We start from the raw sequence: 18,981 nt of genomic DNA on the forward strand, positions 1-18,981 counted from the left end.
AAGGCTAGCGCTGGCAGCGCGGGCAGTACACGCTCGCCCGCTGCCCCAGCTTCACTTCGCGCAAGGTCGTGCCGCACAGCTTGCACGGCTGGCCACCCCGCCCGTAGACGAACAATTCCTGCTGGAAGTAGCCCGGCTGCCCGTCGCCGCCGATGAAATCGCGCAAGGTCGTGCCGCCCTGCTCGATGGCCGCCGCCAGTACCCGCTTGATCTCGATCGACAGCTTCAGGTACCGCGCCCTGGAAATCCCGCCCGCCTCCCGGCGCGGGTCGATGCCGGCGGCAAAAAGCGCCTCGGTCGCATAGATGTTGCCCACACCCACGACCACCGCGTTGTCCATGATGAAGGGCTTGACCGCCATGGAACGCCCGCGCGACAGCTGGAACAGGCGCTCGCCGTCGAACAGGTCGGTCAACGGCTCCGGCCCCAGGCGCAGTAGCAACTCGTGGTTGAGCGGGTCGAGGCTCCAGAGCATGGCACCGAACCGTCGCGGGTCGGTGTAACGCAGCATCAGCCCCGACTCCAGCTCGATATCGACATGTTCGTGCTTGGCCGCTGGCAAGCCCAGTTCCACCAGGCGCAGGTTGCCCGACATACCCAGGTGGCTGATCAAGGTACCCACCTCGGCGTTGATCAGCAGGTACTTGGCCCGCCGCTCGACGCTGACGATACGCTGCCCGGACAGGCGCACGTCGAGGTCCTCGGGGATCGGCCAACGCAGGCGCCGGTCGCGCACCACCACGCGGCTGACGCGCTGGCCTACCAGGTGGGGGGCAATCCCGCGCCGGGTGGTTTCGACTTCAGGTAATTCCGGCATCGATTCAGTGCCCGCCCAGTTCGCGAATGTTCTGTTTCAGGGTCTCGAAGTCGTACTCCGACAGACCGATATAGTCCAGCACCAGCGGGCCGACCACATTCCATTCATGGTCGACGTTCTGGTTGCCCAGCACACGGTACGAGGCGCAGATGTGCTCGGCCATTTTCAGCACGGCCAGCAGGTTCTTCAGCTGGCTCTGGGTATTGCGCGAGGAGTCTTCGCGGAAGATCGCCAGGGCATTGTGGTGGTTGGCGATGGCCGCGCTGATGTGCTCCGGCAGGCGCCAGGACTTGGCGGTGAAGTAACCCACCACGGAATGGTTGGTGTTGAATGCGCGGTTCTCGGTATCGACCACGCGCGTTTCCTCGCTGGCCTTGGCGTAGGCGTCTTCCAGCACCTGCATGTACTCGGGGAAGCGCTTGAGCATCAGCGGGACGCCGCAGTCGTGGAACAGGCCGAGGGTATAGGCTTCGTCGGCAGCCTGGATGCCGGTGCGCTTGGCCAGGGTCAGGCAGGTCATGGCCACGTCCTGGGCGGTGTCCCAGAAGCGGTTGAGGGTGACGATGGTCTCGTCGCTCATCTCGCCCTTGATCGACTGCGCGTTGATCAGGTTGATGATCGAACGGCTGCCCAGCAGGTTCACCGCACGCTGGATCGAGCCGATCTTGTTCGAAAGGCCGAAGTGCGGCGAGTTGACCAGCTTGAGCAAGGCACCGGCCAGGCCAGGGTCCTGGGAAATCAGCTTGGCGATGGTTTCCAGGTCCGGGTCGGGCATGTACTGCTCGAACTGCAGGTCGACCATGATCTGCGGTTGCGGCGGAATGGTGATGCCTTGCAAGGCTTGCTGGATCTGTTCGGCGCTGAGTTCTTGGGACATGCGTGCACACTCGTGAAGGACCCGCGATTTTAACCCTCTAAGTGCTCACCGTGACAAATGCAGCGCCCGGGAGATCGAGCGCCGCACAGCGGCCACTTTCAGCAACGCTTGGGTTTCCCGGGCAACTGCGCTTCAATACGCGCACTTTTCAGCCCCCCCAGGATGAGCCCATGGCCACCCCAACCAAGCAACAGAAACGCGCCAAGCGCGCCGCCAGCAAGGCCAAGCAGAACCGCATGGTACGCAGCGGCCAGGCGGTCAAGGCCAGTGCCGGTGACAGCACCAGCATCGAGCAAGTGTTCAACAAGGCCATGGAGACCGACAGCTACAAAGAGCTGTTCGCGAAGATGAAAACCGCCCAGGAAACCAGCCTGGTGGCGATGATCTCGGTGTTCCTGGTCGACCCGCTGCTGGCCTTGGTACTCAAGGGCCACAAGGAAGAGCACGCCACCGACTACATCGTGCTGGTGTTCAACGCCTACCGCACCTGGCTCGACGGCGCCGACGAAGACACCACCATGGCCTGGCTGGAAAGCGATGAGTTCCAGGAAGCCTATATCGCGGCTTCCGAGCTGGTGGCCAAGCAGCAACAACAGCAGAAGCAGTTTGGCTGAACCGGCTGCATTACTTGCTCCGGCCCTCTCGCGGGCACGCCCGCTCCCACAGAGATCGCGCCGCCCTCAGGCCTGTGGTTAACCTGTGGGAGCGGGCTAGCCCGCGAAAGGGCCGGAACAGGCAATAAAAAAGGCCGCGCCCTGCACAGGACGCGGCCTTTTCATTTCAAACAGCGCGGATCAGTTATCCAGCGCCACTCGCCCGGCAGCTTCACGCTTGCGGTGCACCAGCAAGCCGGCCGCCACCACGCCAATGCTCAGCAGCGCAGTCGCGATGATTTCGGCACGGTGGTCTTCACGCAGCGCCATCACCACCAGCACGGCAACGATGAAGGCGATGGTCGCCCAGGTCAGGCCCGGGAACAGCCACATCTTGAAGGCGATCTTCTCGCCACGAGCTTCACGCTGGCTGCGCATGCGCAGTTGCGAGATGGCAATCACCAGGTACACCAGCAGCGCGATGGCGCCAGAGCTGGCCAGCAGGAACTCGAACACCTGGGCCGGGGCCACGTAGTTGGCGAACACGCAGAGGAACGCGGCAGCGGTCGACAGCAGCACGGCCACATGCGGCGTCGCCGCCTTGGTGGTGCGCTGGGCGATGGCCGGGGCGTCGCCACGCTTGCTCAGCGAGAACAGCATGCGCGAGGAGGTGTACAGCGCCGAGTTCAGGCAGCTGGTCACAGCGACCAGGACGACGATGTCGACGATCAGCTTGGCGTTCGGCACGCCGATGCGGCTGAGCACGGTCTGGTAGGAACCGACTTCGGCCAGCGCCGGGTCGTTCCACGGCACCAGGGCCACGACCAGGAAGATCGACACCAGGTAGAACAGGCAGATACGCCAGATCACCGAGTTGGTGGCACGGCTGATCTGCTTGCCTGGGTCTTTCGATTCGGCAGCCGCGATGGTGACGATTTCGGTACCCATGAACGAGAACATGGTGGTCAGCATGGCCGCCAGCACTGCGCCCAGGCCATTGGGCATGAAGCCCTGGGTGTCGAACAGGTGCGCAGCACCGCTCACCTGGCTGCTGGGCACGAAGCCGAACATGGCGATGCAGCCGACAACGATGAAGCCGATGATCGCCAGCACCTTGAGCAGGGCGAACCAGAACTCGAACTCACCGTAGTTCTTGACGCTGCACAGGTTGGTCAGGGTCAGCGCCAGGGTAATAAGGAGAGAGAAGGCCCACAGGTCCACGGACGGGAACCAGGCGTGGAGGATGGCCGCAGCGGCGTTGGCCTCCAACGGGATGACCAGCACCCAGAACCACCAGTACAACCAGCCAATGGTGAAACCGGCCCAGCGGCCAATGGCGCGGTCGGCATAAGTGGAGAACGAACCCGTATCCGGCGAGGCGATCGCCATTTCGCCGAGCATGCGCATCACCAGTACCACAAGGGTACCGGCGGCGGCGTAGGCCAGCAGCACGGCCGGGCCGGCCGCTGCGATGGCATGGCCGGAACCCACGAACAGACCGGCGCCGATAACGCCAGCAATGGACAGCATGGTGACATGCCGTTGTTTGAGCCCCTGAGCGAGGTCATTGGAATTGTTACCGCTCATTAAAACTACCTTTGTAAGGAGTGGACCACTCCGACTGCGGGAACAGAGCGCACCTGGGGTTGACCTAGGCGTCGCTGCAATCGGCGGTTTCCTACTGGCAATAAGCGCGCCATGTGCTGAATGCATTCGTCAGATTGATACTTCGACCTTTAAACGGCGCGGGTTGCAGGGCATTCGGCCAACCCGTGACCGAAAGGTCGCCAAAACCCCATGCCAGGTCCGGATTACGGAAATACCCACTTACAAACGCACCAAAGGTGCTCCCCGGTAACACCTTTGCACCAGCGCAAAGCACAAAAGTGCAACCCGAAGGTACAACCGTCCCTCCCCAGTTCAACAGGCTGAAGTCGCACCCGCAGCTGCGAGCCAGACCCGCGAATGGTCTAAAACCGCTTCCCAGTGCCGGCCAAAACTGGCACCATCGCGCCTTTTTTCATCAAGGCTATGGCGCTGGGCGCGATCCTTTGCGGACATCTGCGCGACGTTGCACTGCAACGATGCGACAAACTGCCCCGGCAATGCCTTGAGCCCCCTGCGACCCTGTTGGCCGTCATATTGCCGCTATGCTAGCGTGGCGCTCGCCAGGAAGGCCGCCAACAGCTGGGAACGCACCCGATCACATGAGGACCGCACATGGCCCAGGCCACGCCCGCGCTGGAAATCCGCAATCTGCACAAACGCTACGGCGAGCAGGAAATTCTCAAGGGCATTTCGCTGACCGCGCGCGACGGTGACGTGATCTCCATCCTGGGGTCGTCCGGCTCCGGCAAGTCCACCCTGCTGCGCTGCATCAACCTGCTGGAAAACCCGCACCAGGGCGAAATCCTGGTTGCCGGCGAAAGCCTCAAGCTCAAGGCCGCCAAGAACGGCGACCTGATCGCCGCCGACAACCGCCAGATCAACCGCCTGCGCAGCGAAATCGGCTTCGTCTTCCAGAACTTCAACCTGTGGCCGCACATGTCGATCCTCGACAACATCATCGAGGCGCCACGCCGCGTGCTTGGCCAGAGCAAGGCCGAGGCCATCGAAGCCGCCGAAGCGCTGCTGAACAAGGTCGGCATCTACGACAAGCGCCACAGCTACCCCGCCCAGCTTTCCGGTGGCCAGCAGCAACGTGCTGCCATCGCCCGCACCCTGGCCATGAAGCCCAAGGTCATCCTGTTCGACGAGCCGACCTCGGCGCTCGATCCGGAAATGGTCCAGGAAGTGCTTAACGTTATCCGCGCACTGGCCGAAGAAGGCCGTACCATGCTGCTGGTGACGCACGAGATGAACTTTGCCCGCCAGGTGTCCAGTGAAGTGGTCTTCCTGCACCAGGGCCTGGTTGAAGAGCAAGGATCGCCGCAGCAGGTCTTCGAGAACCCGACCTCGGCGCGTTGCAAGCAATTCATGTCCAGCCACCGCTAACGGAGCAATACATGCACACTTACAAGAAGTTCCTCCTGGCAGCCGCTGCCACGCTGGTGATGTCGGCAAACGCCATGGCCGCGGAAAAACTGCGCATGGGTATCGAAGCCGCCTACCCACCGTTCAACAACAAGGATGCCAGCGGTAACGTCGTCGGCTTCGACAAGGACATCGGCGACGCCCTGTGCGCCAAGATGAAGGTCGAGTGCTCGGTGGTGACCTCCGACTGGGACGGCATCATCCCGGCCCTGAACGCCAAGAAGTTCGACTTCCTGGTCTCATCGCTGTCGATCACCGACGAGCGCAAGCAGGCTGTCGACTTCACCGACGCCTACTACTCCAACAAGCTGCAGTTCATCGCGCCGAAGAATGTCGACTTCAAGACCGACAAAGAGTCGCTCAAGGGCAAGACCATCGGCACCCAGCGTGCGACCCTGGCCGGTACCTACCTCGAAGACAACTTCCCGGGCGTCGACGTCAAGCTCTACGACACCCAGGAAAACGCCTACCTTGATCTGGTTGCCGGGCGCATCGACGGCATCCTCGCCGACAAGTACGTGCAGTACGAGTGGCTCAAGAGCAAGGACGGCTCGAACTTCGAGTTCAAGGGCGAGCCAGTGATGGACAGCGACAAGATCGGCATCGCCGTGCGCAAAGGTGACCCGCTGCGCGAGAAGCTGAACGCCGCACTGGCGGAAATCAAGGCTGACGGTACGTACAAGAAGATCAACGACAAGTACTTCCCATTCAGCATCGAATGATCCGCTTGACCTGCGCGCCCCTGCGGCGCGCAAGTCCCTAGAATGACCTGCCCATGAATATCGACCTGCACGGATTCGGTCCGGCCATGATGGCCGGCACCCTGATGACCGTAAAACTGGCGCTCTGCGCCTTGCTGCTGGGGCTGGTCCTGGGCCTGCTCGGCGCCCTGGCCAAGACTTCCTCGATCAAGCCGTTGCAATGGCTTGGCGGCTTCTACTCGACCCTGGTGCGCGGCGTGCCCGAACTGCTCTGGGTCCTGCTGATCTACTTCGGCACCGTCGGCCTGATGAACAGCCTCGGCGAAGCCTTGAACATGCCGGGCCTTGAGCTCAGCGCCTTCGCTGCCGGCGTCATTGCCCTGGGCCTGTGCTTCGGCGCCTACGCCACTGAAGTGTTCCGCGGTGCGATCCTGGCGATCCCCAAGGGCCACCGTGAGGCCGGCCTGGCGCTGGGCCTGTCCAAGGGCCGCATCCTGTCGCGGATCATCCTGCCGCAGATGTGGCGCATCGCCCTGCCGGGCCTGGGCAACCTGTTCATGATCCTGATGAAGGACACCGCGCTGGTATCGGTGATCGGCCTGGAAGAAATCATGCGCCACGCACAGATCGGCGTGACCGTGACCAAGGAGCCGTTCACCTTCTACATGGTCGCCGCCTGCATCTACCTGAGCCTGACCATCATCGCCATGACCGGCATGCACTTCATGGAAAAACGCGCCGCTCGCGGCTTTGCGAGGGCCGAATAAATGAATTGGGAAGTCATCATCAAGTGGCTGCCGCGCCTGGCCCAGGGTGCGACCCTGACCCTGGAGCTGGTAGCCATCGCCGTGGTCGCCGGGTTGATCCTGGCCATCCCGCTGGGCATCGCCCGCTCCTCGCGCCACTGGTACGTGCGCGCCGTGCCGTTCAGTTACATCTTCTTCTTCCGTGGCACGCCACTGCTGGTGCAGCTGTTCCTGGTCTACTACGGCCTGGCACAGTTCGACGCCGTGCGTTCCAGCTCGTTGTGGCCGTACCTGCGCGATCCATTCTGGTGCACGGTGCTGACCATGACCTTGCACACCGCTGCCTACATCGCCGAGATCCTGCGCGGTGCGCTGCAGTCGATCCCCAAGGGTGAGATCGAAGCCGCACGGGCGCTGGGCATGTCGCGCGGCAAGGCGCTGTTCTACATCATGCTGCCACGTGCCGCGCGTATTGGCCTGCCGGCCTACAGCAACGAAGTGATCCTGATGCTCAAGGCCAGTGCCCTGGCCAGTACCGTGACCCTGCTGGAACTGACCGGCATGGCCCGTACCATCATTGCCCGGACCTACCTGCCGGTGGAGATCTTCTTCGCTGCCGGGGTGTTCTACCTGGTGATCTCGTTCGTGCTGGTGCAAGGCTTCAAGCTGCTGGAGCGCTGGTTGCGCGTGGACGCCTGCCAGGGCCGCTAAACACCCACTGCCGTCTTCGCGGGCTTGCCCGCGAAGAGGCCTCAAAAACCCTTCACACACCAAGCCACACCCATGTCCCACTACCTCCACAGCCATCAGCTTCATGACCGCTTCCAGGCCCTCGACCAGTTCCTGACCGAGCACCAGCCGCTGTGGAAACCCCGGCCCTTCACTGCCCTGCACCTGGACTGGGAGGCCGAGCATCCCGAACTCGCCGCCCACCTGCGCCAATGCACCCTGGCCGATGCCGAAGCCGACATCGACCCGCAAGGCCTGCCCGCCCCGTTCCCGCAACTGGCCGCGCAAGCCGCGCAGCTGTCGGCCCTGGGCGAGCTCCCCGACACTGGCCTGCCCGGCGCCGGCCACCGCCTCGACGTCAACGTCCCAGGCCGCAAATGGCAGCAGATAGAAGCCTTCAGCCGCCGCCTGGGCTTCCGCGAAACGACCCGTCACTGGCTCGACTGGTGCTCCGGCAAAGGCCACCTCGGCCGCCGCCTGCTGCAGCCAGGCCAGCAGCTGACTTGCCTTGAGTACAACCCCGAGCTGGTCGCCGCCGGCCAGGCCCTGAGCGACCACCACCACCTGCCCGCGGCCCACATTCACCAGGATGTGATGGCCGCCAGCAGTACCCAGCACCTGAACCACGAGAAAAGCGTGGTCGCCCTGCACGCCTGCGGCGAACTGCACGTGCACCTGCTGCGCCAGGCCAGCCAGCAAGGCTGCCGCCATCTGGCTGTGGCCCCTTGCTGCTACAACCGCATCCCCGGCGAGCACTACCAAGCGTTATCCACAGCCGCGCAGCGCTCGCCGCTGCATCTGAGCATGACCGACCTGGGCCTGCCGCTGAACGAAGCCGTTACCGCCAGCGCGCGCGTGCGCCATCAGCGCGACTGCTCCATGGCGCGGCGCCTGGGCTTCGACCTGCTGCAGCGTGAGCAGCGCCGGAGCAATGAATACCTGTCCACCCCTTCGCTGCCGATCGCCTGGCTGGACAAGCCTTTCGAGCAGTACTGCCGTGAGCTAGCCGACCTGCGCCAGGTCGACTTGAGTGGCAACCCGGACTGGGCCGCGCTGGAGGCCGCCGGCTGGCGGCGCCTGGCCGAAGTGCGCAACCTCGAACGCCTGCGCAACCTGTTCCGCCGCCCGCTGGAGCTGTGGCTGGTGCTCGACCGCGCCCTGTTCCTCGAAGAACAAGGCTACGACGTGCGCCTGGGCACTTTTTGCGATTACCCGCTCACCCCTCGCAACCTGCTGCTGCTCGCGGAACGCACTGATTAGCCACCCCAAAACCTGTGGATAACTCTGTGAACAAGCTTGTGATGACCTGTTGGATTCAAGCGCTATTTCAACCGTTCGGCTTATTCCCACCCGCGCCTCAAGCCCAGTAAAAACAGGCCTTTGCGCAAAGACCGGCGGTATGGAGAAGCGGCATGCCTTTCGCGCAAGGCGACAATGCCTCTTGTGCATAAACAAAATTTCGATTAGGCAATCGCTCCCACAGAAGTACCCGCAATGGCGACTTCGATAGCCTCCTCTGTGGGAGCGGGCTTGCCCGCGAATGGCCCTCGAATCAGTGCACCTTATTCTTGCCCAGCTCAATGTCATCATCAGCGCCTTGGCCAGGATCAGTAAATAGTCGGCGGCGCCTAAAAGCTTGTGGTCGTCCTCCGCGTCCCCCTCACGCACAAGGTGCTTGATATAGCCGAGCAACACCGACACATGCTCATAGGCATGGTCGATCGGGATGCCCGGCTGCACGCGCAGCAGATCGACCGTTGGGTTACCCGCTTCCAGGAAGGTCTTCGCCCCTGCGGTGACGGTGGTTTCAGCGGCATCACTCATGTGCAGGCCCCTTTTCATCGCTCAAGCTCGCCAGTGCATGCTGGAACAGGATCAATGCCGAATCGGCCGCATAGGCGGCATTGGCCAGCGTATTCAAACCGGGCTCGCCGGCGTGGAGACGGCAATGTTCGTCAATGGTTTCGGCGACGCCGCGGATAAGCTCGGCGCCGTGGGTGATGGCATCTTCAGGGGAGATGTCGCTGTGGACGGAGAAGTACGGGGTTTGGATTAGAAGATGGGGTGGATCAGGAACGATCTTTTTCATGACAGCAGCTCCTTCAATGGAACCACCACATGGACCTTTCTCACGGATTCAGGTGGCAGTCGTACACGGGGTGAGAAAACCGAGGGAGCTACAAAGCTCGGCCAGGCCGAAGCCTGCCCGCGTACGACCGCCATAACGGACCAGCCGAATAACTCCTTGTCGGGTTTCTCACACCCGGTCACCAGGAATTGGCAACCCAGGAACGTTATCCCTGGGCCACTTCCCCGCCAACAGAGAAGGGTCGACTAGCCGCGTAGGATAATTCCCAAATACCTCAATCCTGAAGTATTTGGTTTCAAGTTCAGAAATCCCTCACAAAATCACCACGGTCTCTGTGGGAGCGGGTCCACCCGCGAAGAGGCCCGACGGTGTATCATCCGCCCTCCAAATCAGTAAAAAGCTACGTCGCACGCTGCCCGCCAGCCCTGCGACCGTCTGGCGTTGCGCCAGATTCGACAATGGACTAACGGACTACAGCATCGTGACCTACACCAAACCCCTTGCCCTGCTGGCCTTCACCCTGACCCTGGGCGCCTGCACCAACAGCCCTGCCCCGCACCCTGCCAGCAACCTGGACTGGAACACCCCGGGCATGCAACTGGGCGGCGACAACGGCCTGCCCCTGCGCGTCGAAAGCCCCTGCCGCAAGCGCGGCTGCGACAACGACAAGCTGTTTTTCAACCCCGGGAAGACCGAGCCAAACGTCAATACCATCCACCGCGGCTGGTAGGAAAATTCTCCTTTCAGGCCGGTGACTTAGGTCATTTGCGCACAATCGCAAGGAAGTGGTTTACAGGCGCCAACCGATCGTTATAATGACGCCCCATTGCCGGTATAGCTCAGATGGTAGAGCAACTGACTTGTAATCAGTAGGTCCCGGGTTCGATTCCTGGTGCCGGCACCATTCAAGGTTCCATAGAAAGCTTTCAAAATCTCTGGAACCCCCGAAAAACCCGCCTTCTGGCGGGTTTTTTCGTTTTGGCGTTCCGTCGGATTCCGAGGGTAGCCAGCGCTAATAAGGGTACTTTTAAGGATACCTACCAATTCGACATTGGAAAGTACCCTTATGGCTCGCACAACGGCTCCCCTTACCGACAACGCCTGCCGCACTGCAAAGGCTCGCGAACGTGAGTACAAGCTTTTTGACGGGGATGGCCTTTACCTGCTCGTGAAGCCCAACGGTCGCAAAGGCTGGCGGCTCAGGTACGTGAAGCCCGATGGTCGCGAGGGCCTGACCTCACTCGGCAATTACCCGGTGGTCGGGCTGGCTGACGCTCGCCACAAGCGCTTCGAGCTCAAACAGCAGCTCGCCAACGGCATTGACCCCATCCAATCCAAGCAGCAGGCCAAGGTGCAAGCCGTAATCAATGGCCGTACCTTCGAAAGCGTCGCGCTCGATTGGTATGCCGGGATGGTGCCCAAGTGGGCGCCGGGCCACGCCAAGACTGTGCTCAGCCGGTTGAAGACTCACGTATTCCCTTTGCTCGGTGCCAGGGCAATCGTCGAGCTCGATACCCACGACCTCATGCAGCCTCTAGAAGCCGTGACGAAACGCGGCACCATCGACGTGGCGCTTAGGATCAAGAACTACCTTCAAAGCATCATGCGCGAAGCCAAACGGCTGCGGCTGATCACCTCGAACCCGGCTCACGACCTCGACGGCTCGATCAGAGCACCACGGGTTACACATCGACCCGCACTACCCTTATCGCGGCTGCCAGAGCTGCAAGCACGCATCGACGACTACAAAGGTCGTCCACTCACACGCCTTACCGTGATGCTGTCGCTGCACGTGTTCGTACGCTCCAGTGAGCTGCGCTTCGCCCGCTGGAACGAGTTCGACCTCAATCGCGGTATCTGGGAGATCCCCGACACTCGCCCGGCGCTCGACGGCGTACCGTTTTCCACAAGGGGTACGAAAATGGCCGGAGACATTCACGTTGTACCCTTATCGCCGCAAGCAGTGGCCTTGCTTGAGCAGATCCACGCGATCACCGGCAAGTTTGACCTGGTGTTCGCGGGAGATGCCAAACCGTGGAAACCGATGTCCGAGAACACGGTGAATGCCGCGCTCAGGACGATGGGCTACGACACCAAGGTGGATATCTGCGGCCACGGGTTCCGAGCCATGGCGTGCAGTGCGCTGGTCGAATCCGGACTTTGGTCAGAGACGGCCATCGAACGGCAGATGAGCCACAAAGAACGCAACAACGTGCGCGCCGCTTATACCCACAAGGCCGAGTTCCTCGAAGAGCGCCGGATGATCATGACCTGGTGGAGCCGGTTTCTGGAGGCGAACCGCGAGGACCATGTGACGCCACATGAGTTTGCCAAGCAGACGGGCGAGAACGTCACGCGGCTTCGCAGTGCCAAGAGGACCGAGTAACCCGCCGCACCACCACCTCAACTCGCTGTGAAGTTACCCACAGCACCGCATGAAGCTCCTCCGCGCGGGTCCTTTCAAACGGGGCTGCAAAGCCGCCCCGTTTGAAAGGACCATACCTAAGAAAAAAACTGCTGGCACAGCTTACGACTGTGGAAAACCACTGATGTCCACCGGGGGATATTTTTATCCACAGGCGCTAAATCCCTGATATCGCGCTGCTTGACGAATATTGTCCACAAGCGTAGACCGGGAGTCGCAAGAGCTGTCGATGACAGCACCCAGGTGACCTGAACCTTAAAGGTCACGCCGCTCTGCGGTGGTTCACCCGCAAGTACGATTCGCGTCCGGCAGCTCGTACGGTCACTACCCATGTGATGGATGCCAACTCAATATCGTTGCCCCTGCGGCAACCACCCTACCTATCTGCTCAGCAGCAACCTATCCGCTTGGCCATTTCGCGTGCGCCAACCTGCGCCCGTCTCTTTCACTGGAAAGAGACGGGCGATCCTGACACTGCTGCAGCCCTGATCGCACATGGCTCAGCGGCACTTCCCCTCGTGACAATTGGCGTGACAAACGCCGATGTCACCAGCAACAGCCATGCAGATGATGGTGCCGCAGACCAAGGAATGGACTGCACCTGACTGACAGTCAGGCATGCCCCGGTCATCGCATTGCTGCGTTCACCCGACTCAGGATCTTCAGGCGCTGGTCTCGTCAGCCAGTGCAGCCTCCACCCGCCCACCGGTAACGGTGCTCAGGAGGCCAGATCATGAGATGCCCTTGCTCCCGGATGTAAGGAGCCGCCAGTCCCGCGTTAGAGGACATCCCCACAGGTCGCAGGGGCCTTGATCCCTGATAACACTCAGCATTCTTGGCGGGATGACGTGGGAAGGACGGGAGAGCATAAGAAGAGGTGACCAATATGGCATTGGTGGGTAGACGCGATGGCCGCAATTTCGGCTACGGCAGACAATTGAGCTACGCAGGGCCGCAGGCGCTGAAAGACATGTTTGGCGGTGGCCATTACGGCACGGTCAAAGCGCACGGTGATCGCTGGCAAGCATTCGTCAAATGGTGTCGCTCCGAACAGGGGCCCGGCATCAATGATGCGCGACAGATTGATCGTAAGGTGTTGGCTAACTACGCGGCGTATCTGCGCAACATGGTTGGGAGCGGTGACCTCGCCGTCAGTACCGCACAAAACCGGCTATCCAGCGTTAACAGGACCATGGCGGCGCTTCGCGGTGATCAGTACGTGAAATTGCCCAGTCCGAGCAAGGCGCTGGGTATGCAGCGCACAGGAGTTCGACATTCAGTGCCGCAGGGCCGGGACCGCGAACAGGTTAAGCAGATCGTCGATGCGCTTTGCAACCAACATGAACTACGGGCCGCCGCGATTGTTTTGTTGGCGCGAGCCACCGGTATGCGCTTGCGTGAGGCCATCTTGGCTGACCTGCCACGGCTAAGCCGCGAGGCTAACGACCTAGGCAAGATCAACATTCAGGATGGCACCAAAGGTGGCCGCGCTGGCGCCTCGGCGCCACGTTGGATTGCGATGGATGACCGTATACGAGAGGCGCTTGATTTGGCACGGCAGGTGTCGCCTGAGGGTAGCCGCAACCTGATTGCGGCACACGAAAGCTACGTGGATCTGCTGCAAAAAATCATCCGACCGGCACGGGACATCCTGCATATACACAACCTCAAAGGGTTCCATGAGCTACGGGCGGCGTACGCATGTGACCGCTACGAGCAAATCACCCAACACCGCGCACCTATCAACGGCGGTAAATGCTACCGGACAGATCAGCACCTTGATCGTGAGGCCCGAAGGCTAATCAGCTATGAGCTAGGGCACGGTCGGGTCGATGTAATCGCAGCCTACATCGGTGGGCGGGTATGAGTAAGTCATTCGACATGGAGCTGTTCCTGTCTGGAGTACTGACCGGCTCGCACGCAACTCGGCAACGCCACATACGGCAGGCGAAAATCATCCAGGCTGAGATTGCCGTGCGCTGGCAGCGAGAAACGCCTTGGGTTTGGCAGAGAAAGCATGTCGCGTGGTTTCTCGGTCATCGGATGAGCCAGCGCAGTGAAGCGACGCGGTATTACTACGTGCTGACGGTTCGGCTACTCGCCCGTCGCCTAGAAAAGTCATGGGTTTTTAATCTCTGATTCGGACCTGATGCTGGTAATAATGAACGGCACCAATCGGTTATCACAGGCCGCTCATAGGCAACCGTCTCCGGCCTGGCGGCCGGAGACGTACCAAGGCACTACAGGATCGGCATGAACGTGTTTTTTCTCTAAATCAGGAACGCGCTATAGAGCTCGCCAGTGTGCCTCGAACCGCGCCACGGCTGCTTGAACAGACCCTAGGTTCAGCCGAAAGTAGACTTGACAAAAGCTCGCATACCAATAATATTGGTGCCCTCTTTACGCGCTTTAGGAGCTTTCGAGCTCTAGTCTGGTGTATAGCCGGACTCTAATTTATTGAACGGTATTAGTTGCGACGAAGGCTCGCGTGGGCTTCACTCGTCGCACTCGTGCCTTAGCACTCGCACTCCTCGCAAATCCCACGCGAGCCTTCGCCGCTATATCTTTGGTAAAGAGAACCTCCTGGAGACGCAATCAAGTGCCATGGACTAGGGTCGACTAACGTGACGTTGAAGTACGATGACAAAAGACTCGAGTCACTAGCTCATATTTCTCTTGAAAACTCCCGTGTCGTTCTGACTCATCCAATCCTTTTTCTCTGCGGTGGCCAAGTAGACGTTAAGTCGGCTGTTCCGACTTCTGTTAGAGGGGCACTTGTTGAGTATTTGCACAAAGCCCGTTGTCATCTTGCAGACAGCATTACTCTGGCTGAAGACTTTAAAGACTGGATTCATGATGCTGTTTACAAAGATCTCTTGGCCTTTGAGAGCGACATTGCACACATATCATCCTTGATTGTTATAATCCTCGAAAGTCCGGGCGCACTAGCTGAGCTCGGGCTATTTGTTAAAAACAAAGCTCTCAAGAATAAAATACTGGTCTTTGTCAGGCAAGATCATTACGAAGAAAGTTCCTTCATTAAGCTCGGGCCATTAAGATACTTGCAAGGCGTAAAGGAAAGCAGCGTCTGCTCCTATCCTTGGGATAACAATGACCTAGCAGGAAGTCTATCTTCTTCATTAAAAGAGATGAGAGAAGATATCTTAGGCGCCATATCTAATCGAGACGACTCAGAGGCGTTCAACATAGATAATGAAGGGCACATCGCCTTCGTAATTTATGAAATCATTAAAGTTTTCAGAGCTTTGAAGCTTATGGAGATTGAAGGCTACCTTCGAGCCCTCGACATTAACATTTCAAGAGACAAACTAAAAAGACTTATATTTCTGCTCGGAAAATTCAACCTGATTAAGAGCTCGAAGCGAGGCCATATCGACTATTACTATGTCGCCCTCGATGTAGTTATGGTGGAGTTTGCAGGGAAATTTGAACCGACCAAGGTTAAACTTGCGGCACAGCAATATTATGCGACCAATGATAGCGAATCGAGAAGAATGCATGTGATTCAGTCTGCCTACGCTATGGCTACTCCCGAGCCGGTCGTCTTGCCAGTGGGGGCGGAGTGATGCTGATTTTAGAAGAACTGGCAAGCAAGCTATTAATCAGTACCGCAGAATTAGTAAAGTTTGTTAACACTGCACCCTACCGATATAAGGTGTATTCAATTCCAAAACGGAGTGGTCGAGGACTAAGAGTCATTGCACAGCCTACTGAAGTGCTAAAAGTAATACAGCGCATGGTTCTCGATAGTTACTTGAAGGACCTTCCGATCCATGATTGCGCTACAGCTTATAGAGATGGCTTAAGCATCAAGGAAAACGCCGCAGTACATCTGGGTAGCAAATATCTGCTAAAGATGGATTTTTCGGACTTCTTTCCGTCCATAGGACCGAGCGATCTTATTTCGCACATAAAGAAACATAGAAAAGATATCGCTAGAGAAGATGCTTACGCCGTAAGGAAAGTATTTTTCTGGGCTACAAAGAAAGACCCTGTGCATAGACTTAGCATCGGCGCACCATCATCACCTTTCATATCTAACACCTTGATGTACGATTTTGACTGCAAGATTTTCGAAGAGTGTGCTCGTTTAGGTGTCAAGTACACACGTTATGCGGACGATCTCACATTTACAACTAATGTACGAGGCGTTCTGTTTGAGCTTCCCGATATAGTAACCAAGACTTGTGCCGAGATTGAATATCCGACCTTAAGAGTAAACCAGGAAAAAACTGTTTTTTCGTCAAAAGGAAACAACCGCCACGTCACAGGGCTAGTACTAACAAATGACAACAAAATATCACTAGGCCGAGAGAAAAAAAGATACTTTAGATCATTGATTCATAGATACTCACTTGGTGGCATGTCTAGTAAAGACATCTATGCACTCAAGGGAAGGCTGGCATTCGCTAAGCACGTGGAGCCGACATTCTATAATGCTATTGTTCAAAAGTACGGTGCGGAACTAATTAAATCAATCATGGAATACCAGATTTTAAAATAGCTGTTTGCTCTCAGGTCTCGACTCACCTGCATACAGCTCTTAGCCACGACACCAAAGCGCTAGGCCTCACAAGAACAAGCGTCAGTAAATCTGTATTGATCTAGGACACGCATCCTTTCTTTTATTCATTACATCCACAACGTATCGATCACTTTAATTTTGGCACTTCCCATAACCTTGCGCCGCAGAAAAGGAGACAAATTTATTTTTCGGCGATGATTGACGTGCCATTAAATAAATTTGTCCCCTTTTTCCTTCAGAGCGGATAGCTAACGCCCGAGACTGAATACTCAGCACACTAACATTTACGCTTAAAAAGTCAGGACCTTACTGTAGATAGTGATCTAGGTTGTGCTCGCGCACGGAACTAGCTCACTCAACTATTCTCCGCTGCATGTAATCCCTGATCAGTCGTGCCAAATTTCACCCGCAATCTCAGATAAAGTCGGATCAGCAATACCTCTAGTTACCCTACAAAGGTCGATATTCTGTCCAACTTGAGCCTGTAGCTTTCCTCTGAGAGAACGCTCTACAATTTTCCCGTGCATGAAGCCGCGCATATTGCCATCAAAGTTTTGCGTGCACTGCCGAGCAATAACACCAGCATTTGGCTTGGCGCCACCTCTGTAGGAATCTTGAAGCTGTCGATTGTATATTGTGTTTATGTACTTCTCCAGTATCGCATCTCGTCGTTCATTGAGACACTCCTCTATCAACACTGAAACTTGCTGCTGTGTTAGCCGCGGGTATAACTCGGAAATATGCTCCTCATCTACAAAATGACTTTCAGCATCATTCCCGACCGAAATAAAAACTTTTATACCTACAGCTTCTAAACCTTCCTTATACTCCAAAACTTCTGCGTCCGTCATATAATCCCGATCGCGATGAACAACTACAGTTGTACCTGGAGCATGTTCAACTATAAATGAATTCAACGCCTGCGCGATCTGTATATTCGAGCAACCATTATATGACCAGACTTGATACTCCCCAGGCAAGAAACCAGAAGCCTCAGCAATAAGATTTATGTAACTTACATCTGCATCTTCAGTAAGCAATATGCAAGGTATCTCGCCATTTCTCAGTTGATCCCCCTTATCAAGAGCCCCGATTTCTAGCAAAATGCTTCGCTCAAGGTCTTCCGAATCCTCAACCAAAGAACAATTATTTATCCAGTGAATAGTCGCATCATCTTTAAGCGCATCGAAAAAATGTCGAGAATGCGTAGATATTATAAGTTGACAGCCGGTTTCTTGATGTAGCTCTTTGAGCAAGATCGCTAAAATTCTTTGGTTATTTGGGTGCAAGTGCGAATCAGGCTCATCCAATATAAGCAGCTTAGGCTTGTACAAATAGTAATAAGCCAGTATTTGAATGGCTTGTAGAATTCCTGTCCCACACGAATCAATTGGCAGCGACACTTCATTACTAGTAACTCTCGCATTGATATGCTCATCAATATTGGAGTCAAACCTCACGCTTATCTCATAATCTGGAAATACAGTCTTAAACTTATCCTTAAACGATTGCCATGACTGATTATCCTTAGATAGCAGCAGCAAAATATTTCTAAAGACACTATTCGAGTCTCCTTTTGCAGCAGCTTTGCGGACAACTGATGGCGGTCTATATTCTTCAAAGGAAGGTATTCCTGCTAGACCAGGAACAATCATTGAATAAGGGCTTTCAATATTTTGGAGATGCTCTCCCAACGCTCGACCTTCTAGCGAGGTAGTAATATTTCTATTCCTACCTTTTCGTATAGTAACAGTTGAATTTGTGTTCTCAACAAAAGTTACTTTAATCGCATGCTCCAATGAAGTCTGAAGCCTTCCGTACGGTGCTAACGCTTCAACGTCCCTCAAAGGTGAGTAAATCAACGATTCACTAGAAAGTGATGAGGGGCATCTATCTTGAGACCACCGCGCGCCTTGTTGTGCAGTAGTCTGTGCAATAGACACAGAAAATTGGATTGCTTGCTGAATACTGCTCTTACCCGCATTATTAGATCCAATAAGGAGATTTATACCTCCTAGAGGAATTTCAATATCCGTAATGTTCTTAAATCGCTCAATTTTCACAGAACTAAGCAAACCCATCTCCTTATTAACATAAAAACATTAGAGATCAAAACTATAAAAGTCATTACCCGAACGATCAAAATCCGTTATGCAACAGAGCAACAATTCATCAAGCAATGCTTTAGCGCACAATCAATGCCTCCCGACAATGACAATCATGGCCACTGACCGTCCCAGCCAAATTTAACCGGGAACGCCCCTTCAGAAATGACAGGCCATGGATAATTATTATTTCTTAACGCAGCCAAAAAACTACCGCAGCCTCAAATATCGTAAGTTACATCGCGACGGTTATGCTCACCACTTGTAACAGGAAGCTATCATTTTGCCAGCAACACGTCCATCGGTGAGTAGCTACAGCG

General features: G+C 56.9%; 17 protein-coding genes, 1 tRNA gene and 1 pseudogene. 13 read left to right on the forward strand and 6 right to left on the reverse strand.

Annotated features, from left to right (window positions below; translation table 11 throughout):
- Positions 1-4 precede the first annotated feature (4 nt).
- The gene (gene mutM / locus CAF78_RS07255; RefSeq protein WP_085677915.1) at positions 5-817 is read right to left on the reverse strand and encodes a bifunctional DNA-formamidopyrimidine glycosylase/DNA-(apurinic or apyrimidinic site) lyase; all 813 of its coding nucleotides are present in this window, start codon (positions 815-817) and stop codon (positions 5-7) included.
- A gap of 4 nt (positions 818-821) precedes the next feature.
- Entirely contained in the window at positions 822-1,640 is an 819-nt protein-coding gene (locus CAF78_RS07260) for an HDOD domain-containing protein (RefSeq protein WP_177408508.1), read from the reverse strand.
- Between the two features lie 224 nt (positions 1,641-1,864).
- Between CAF78_RS07260 and CAF78_RS07265 the strand changes: the two genes are divergently transcribed.
- A complete protein-coding gene (locus CAF78_RS07265; protein WP_085677913.1) occupies positions 1,865-2,308 on the forward strand; it encodes a hypothetical protein in 444 nt (147 codons plus the stop codon).
- A 180-nt stretch (positions 2,309-2,488) separates the two neighbouring features.
- On the opposite strand, the gene gabP is transcribed toward CAF78_RS07265, so the two are convergent.
- Positions 2,489-3,874, reverse strand: a complete 1,386-nt coding sequence (gene gabP, locus CAF78_RS07270) for a GABA permease (protein ID WP_085677912.1) — start codon at positions 3,872-3,874, stop codon at positions 2,489-2,491.
- A gap of 633 nt (positions 3,875-4,507) precedes the next feature.
- Between gabP and CAF78_RS07280 the strand changes: the two genes are divergently transcribed.
- The 5 genes from CAF78_RS07280 (at position 4,508) to CAF78_RS07300 (ending at position 8,756) form a co-directional block, all read left to right on the forward strand.
- Positions 4,508-5,281, forward strand: a complete 774-nt coding sequence (locus CAF78_RS07280) for an ABC transporter ATP-binding protein (protein ID WP_085677911.1) — start codon at positions 4,508-4,510, stop codon at positions 5,279-5,281.
- Positions 5,282-5,292: 11 nt separating this feature from the next.
- Positions 5,293-6,042, forward strand: a complete 750-nt coding sequence (locus tag CAF78_RS07285; protein WP_085677910.1) for an ABC transporter substrate-binding protein — start codon at positions 5,293-5,295, stop codon at positions 6,040-6,042.
- 53 nt (positions 6,043-6,095) lie between these two features.
- Positions 6,096-6,788 (forward strand): ABC transporter permease, encoded by a 693-nt coding sequence (locus CAF78_RS07290; protein ID WP_085677909.1) that lies wholly within the window; start codon positions 6,096-6,098, stop codon positions 6,786-6,788.
- Positions 6,789-7,478, forward strand: a complete 690-nt coding sequence (locus CAF78_RS07295; protein ID WP_085677908.1) for an ABC transporter permease — start codon at positions 6,789-6,791, stop codon at positions 7,476-7,478. It abuts the gene before it with no gap.
- Positions 7,479-7,550: 72 nt separating this feature from the next.
- Positions 7,551-8,756 (forward strand): methyltransferase, encoded by a 1,206-nt coding sequence (locus tag CAF78_RS07300; protein WP_085677907.1) that lies wholly within the window; start codon positions 7,551-7,553, stop codon positions 8,754-8,756.
- Between the two features lie 292 nt (positions 8,757-9,048).
- Here CAF78_RS07300 and CAF78_RS07305 read toward each other — a convergent pair.
- Together CAF78_RS07305 and CAF78_RS07310 are read right to left on the reverse strand one after the other, a co-directional pair.
- A pseudogene (locus CAF78_RS07305) lies at positions 9,049-9,320 on the reverse strand (DUF3077 domain-containing protein).
- Entirely contained in the window at positions 9,313-9,585 is a 273-nt protein-coding gene (locus tag CAF78_RS07310) for a hypothetical protein (RefSeq protein WP_085677906.1), read from the reverse strand. Before CAF78_RS07310 ends, CAF78_RS07305 begins: the two are co-directional and overlap by 8 nt.
- Before the next feature lie 481 nt (positions 9,586-10,066).
- On the opposite strand from CAF78_RS07310, the gene CAF78_RS07315 reads away from it, so the two are divergent.
- The 7 genes from CAF78_RS07315 to CAF78_RS07355 all read left to right on the forward strand — a co-directional run bounded on the left by CAF78_RS07315 (position 10,067) and on the right by CAF78_RS07355 (position 16,535).
- Positions 10,067-10,315, forward strand: coding sequence for a hypothetical protein (locus CAF78_RS07315; protein WP_085677905.1), 249 nt, complete (start codon positions 10,067-10,069; stop codon positions 10,313-10,315).
- Between the two features lie 98 nt (positions 10,316-10,413).
- Positions 10,414-10,489: transfer RNA gene (locus CAF78_RS07320), tRNA-Thr, on the forward strand.
- Positions 10,490-10,651: 162 nt separating this feature from the next.
- On the forward strand, positions 10,652-11,971 hold the full coding sequence (locus tag CAF78_RS07325; protein ID WP_085677904.1) for an integrase arm-type DNA-binding domain-containing protein: 1,320 nt from the start codon (positions 10,652-10,654) through the stop codon (positions 11,969-11,971).
- A 925-nt stretch (positions 11,972-12,896) separates the two neighbouring features.
- Positions 12,897-13,877, forward strand: a complete 981-nt coding sequence (locus CAF78_RS07335) for an integrase domain-containing protein (RefSeq protein ID WP_085677902.1) — start codon at positions 12,897-12,899, stop codon at positions 13,875-13,877.
- Positions 13,874-14,149: a hypothetical protein gene (locus CAF78_RS07340; protein WP_085677901.1), complete on the forward strand. Its 276-nt coding sequence runs from the start codon at positions 13,874-13,876 to the stop codon at positions 14,147-14,149. Before CAF78_RS07335 ends, CAF78_RS07340 begins: the two co-directional genes overlap by 4 nt.
- Positions 14,150-14,634: 485 nt before the next feature.
- Positions 14,635-15,597, forward strand: a complete 963-nt coding sequence (locus tag CAF78_RS27765) for a retron St85 family effector protein (RefSeq protein WP_143515024.1) — start codon at positions 14,635-14,637, stop codon at positions 15,595-15,597.
- Entirely contained in the window at positions 15,597-16,535 is a 939-nt protein-coding gene (locus CAF78_RS07355) for a retron St85 family RNA-directed DNA polymerase (protein ID WP_085677898.1), read from the forward strand. The genes CAF78_RS27765 and CAF78_RS07355 overlap by 1 nt, the downstream gene beginning before the upstream one ends.
- 407 nt (positions 16,536-16,942) lie before the next feature.
- Here the strand turns inward: CAF78_RS07355 and CAF78_RS07360 are convergent, their stop codons facing one another.
- The gene (locus tag CAF78_RS07360; RefSeq protein ID WP_158090042.1) at positions 16,943-18,631 is read right to left on the reverse strand and encodes an ATP-dependent endonuclease; all 1,689 of its coding nucleotides are present in this window, start codon (positions 18,629-18,631) and stop codon (positions 16,943-16,945) included.
- Positions 18,632-18,981: the final 350 nt, after the last annotated feature.

It is taken from the genome of Pseudomonas sp. R28(2017), from assembly GCF_002112505.1.
Taxonomy (GTDB): domain Bacteria; phylum Pseudomonadota; class Gammaproteobacteria; order Pseudomonadales; family Pseudomonadaceae; genus Aquipseudomonas.